The following is a 3,199-nucleotide window of genomic DNA, read 5'->3' as shown; positions in this document are numbered from 1 at the left end:
GCGATCTGCGCCGACGGCTCGTAGCGCAGCGTCTCCTCGATGGCGCCCTCCAGCAGCCCGGGATCGGCCCGCAGGGCCGCCAGTTGATCCGGGTGCCGAGGACCGCGAGCACGCTGAGCGAGCGATCACGATGTTCGCCAAGCTCTACCAGGCGAAGTTCCCCAAAGCCGTCGCGAAAGTCACCGACGACCAGGACGTGCTGCCGGGGTTCTACGACCACCCGGCCGAGCACCGGATTCACCTGCGCACTACGAACCCAATCGAGTTGACCTCCGCCACCGTGCGCCGTCGCACCAAGGGCGCCGGGTCCTGCGCTCCGGGCCTGGCCATGGTGTTCAAGCTGATCGAATCCGCCCAGGCGCGATGGCAGGCCGTGAACGCCCCTCCCCGTCGCACTCGTCCGCGCCGGAGCTTGATTCGAACGCGGGCAGCTCATTGAGCGCGAGGAGCTGGCAGCCTGATGGCCATACCCAACCCACTGACCGACGAGGAAGTCGCCAAGATCGAGGAGCCTGCCGCCGCTGCGACATCCGGCCCCTGGCACGTGCGCCAACTCGACAACGACTTCGCCATGAGCCTCGTCGCCATCAGTACTGTCCCCGACACCGCGCGGGAACATCAGGTGGGGACTTTCCCATGTGCGCCGACACCCACCCGGCCGCGCGGCCACAAGGTCCAACGACCGTGAAAAGGCGGAGCTCCAGGGGAATACGTGCATTCCATGACAGTCACACGCCCGCACACGCACTCACCCCATGCCCGCCTGGGAAGGAACACGACACCATGGACATTGGCATCGGCCTGCCGGCCCTGCGCCCCGATCCGGACCTCTCGATCGCGGCCTGGGCCAGACGCGCCGAGGAGCGCGGCTTCGCCACGCTCGCTACTATCGACCGCGTGGTCTACGACAACTACGAGTCGCTGACCGCGCTGGCCGTCGCCGCCGGAGCTACCTCCCGCATCCGGCTGACCACTGCCATCCTGCTGGCCCCGCTGCGTTCGAACCACGCGCTGTTCGCCAAGTCCGCCGCCACCCTCGACCGCATCTCCGGCGGCCGGCTCGTCCTGGGGCTCGCCCCCGGCATCCGCGAGGACGACTACAGCGCGAGCGGGGTCGATTACCAGCACCGCGGCAGGCTGTTCGACGCACTGCTGGAGCGGGCCACCCGGCAGTGGCAGGACCCCGGTGACGGCATCGGACCACGCCCGGCCACGGCCGGCGGCCCCCCACTGATGTTCGGCGGGTCCACTAAGCCAACGCTGCGCCGCATGGCCGCCCACGGTGTCGGCTGGGTCGGCGGCGCTGACGGCGTGGCGAACTTCCGTGCCTTCTTGCCACAGGTCAGGCAGGCGTGGCACGACACGGGCAGGACGGGCGTGCCCCGCCTGATGGGGACCGCGAACTTCGCGCTGGGACCGGACGGGGACAAGCGCCTGCACACCCGTGTCCTGGACTACTACACCTCCGTCGGCGAAACCGCCGGCGCCTACGCCGAGCGAAGCGTCGAAGCCGGCCTGACCACGACCGGACACGTGGCCCGCGCGATCGCTGCCTACGCCGAGGCGGGCTGCGACGAACTCATCCTCTTTCCCAACGGTGGCGGTATGGAACAGGTGGACCTGCTCGCCGACGCGGTGGGGCTGTGACCCCTGTCGGACAGCGTCACGTAAATGTGGGGGCGGCGCCGTTCGAAGCCAGCAGCTCAGCAAGGCTGATTGCAAGCAGGGCAGGTTCCCCTCGGTCCTCTCCCTATCAGTCTTTGGTGAGACACCCGGTGCGCCGAGTTGTCCTTCCTGGGCGGGACAGGAGTTCCCCGTATGACCAGCACAGCCCGGCACAGCCGAAAAAGGCTGCGGGGGTGCCGCACACCGTGCACGCCGGCCGGGGCACCACGATGATCTCCAGACCGGTCGCCCAGTTGCTGACCGGCCTCGGCGTCACCCGCTCCCACTCCCGGCAGGAGACCTCCAACGGCAACCCCTGCAGCGAAGACCGCTTCAAGACCGTCAAGTACAGCGGCGACTTCCCCGAGCGGTTCGGCTCCCTGCAGCACGCCCGCGGCTGGTGCGACGGTTTACTCACCTGCTACAACCACGAGTACCGGCAGTCGGCGATCGGTCTGCACACCCAGGCATCGGTTCACTTCGGCACCGCCGACCTGGTCCGCCGACAGTGGGCCATCACCCTTGCCCAAGCGTATGTAGCACGCCCCGAACGCTTCGGCCGCCGGCCCCAGCCACCAGCCCTGCCGACGGCCGTGTGGATCAAGGAACCCCGGCCCAAGACCGAACCTGAGAAACAGAACTCATGGCCTCAGACGCCATCCGCTTATCGATCAGGGGGCTGGCCTGGTCGAACAGGATTCCTGATCGGGTGATCGCGCGAAGGCCGGCGCATGACAGCAGGGCCTCTTGGTAGTTCGGGGGTGCGAACCAAACCGAGCGCCAGGAGGCCCTGTTGCCGCCGTCTTTCGTGTCTGTGGGCGTGGAGTCCAACGCGCCGTCTCTGTCGTGTGACTGCCTCGCGCACAGGTTCGGCAACGCGGCAGACCGGCCGGACCGCACCCCGTGCTACGTCTCCGACATGACGGAGGCGGAGTGGCAGGTCATCCGGGCCGTGCTGCCGGTCCCGGCCTGGCTGGAGGGCCACGGTGGGCGGCCGGAGGGCTACTGCCACCGGCAGATGCTGGACCAATGCCACGAAGTTAAGGGCATGTTGGCGATGTCAAGGGCGGGTGCGATGCTAAGGGGCCTCTGCTATCCAGGGGATCGACCAAGATCTTCCTGAGAGAGCAGAGGCCCAGTGGCCCACTCTGTCACGGGCGGAACCGATGACGTGTTCGCGCCTGGTCACATTGGTGAGTTGACGCAGGTCATTCCGCCCGAGTTGGTAGATGCCGTGCTGGACGAGTCCGGGGCACGCGAGCAACGATTGCGGAGCCTCCCCTCTCGCGTCGGGGTGTACTTCGTGCTCGCGCTCGGGCTGTTCGAGCATCTGGGCGCCGGGCTGGTGTGGAGCAAACTCGTGGCGGCGCTACTGGCAGCCAGAGCGCCGCGCCCGTCGGAGAAGGCACTTCGTGACCTGCGTCGGCGGGTTGGCGTGACCCCGCTCAAGGGACTGTTCGACGTGCTGGCCGGCCCGTTGGCCCAGCCGTCCACGCCCGGAGTGTGCTATCGCCGCTGGCGTACGGTCGCCTTC

Annotated in this window: 4 protein-coding genes and 1 pseudogene; all 5 read left to right on the top strand. The window is 68.2% G+C overall.

Annotation, left to right across the window (positions count from 1 at the left end; genetic code table 11):
* Positions 1-94: 94 nt before the first annotated feature.
* Positions 95-416: pseudogene (locus ACIRQP_RS42285) on the top strand (transposase); the annotation flags it as partial.
* A 44-nt stretch (positions 417-460) separates the two neighbouring features.
* A complete protein-coding gene (locus ACIRQP_RS42280; protein WP_403900781.1) occupies positions 461-688 on the top strand; it encodes a hypothetical protein in 228 nt (75 codons plus the stop codon).
* A 95-nt stretch (positions 689-783) separates the two neighbouring features.
* Positions 784-1,647 carry an LLM class flavin-dependent oxidoreductase gene (locus tag ACIRQP_RS42275; protein WP_403900779.1) on the top strand — a complete coding sequence of 288 codons (864 nt, stop codon included), beginning with the start codon at positions 784-786 and terminating at the stop codon, positions 1,645-1,647.
* A gap of 212 nt (positions 1,648-1,859) precedes the next feature.
* Complete coding sequence (locus ACIRQP_RS42270) at positions 1,860-2,378, top strand: hypothetical protein (RefSeq protein ID WP_403900777.1); 519 nt, start codon at positions 1,860-1,862, stop codon at positions 2,376-2,378.
* Positions 2,379-2,803: 425 nt separating this feature from the next.
* Positions 2,804-3,199, top strand: a 396-nt coding sequence (locus tag ACIRQP_RS42265) for a transposase domain-containing protein (protein WP_403900775.1), incomplete at its 3' end; no start/stop codon positions are given.

It is taken from the genome of Streptomyces sp. NPDC102274 (assembly GCF_044766385.1).
Lineage (GTDB): Bacteria > Actinomycetota > Actinomycetes > Streptomycetales > Streptomycetaceae > Streptomyces.
Note: the sequence above shows the minus strand (reverse complement) of the source record. Positions and strands in the feature narration are given on the sequence as shown.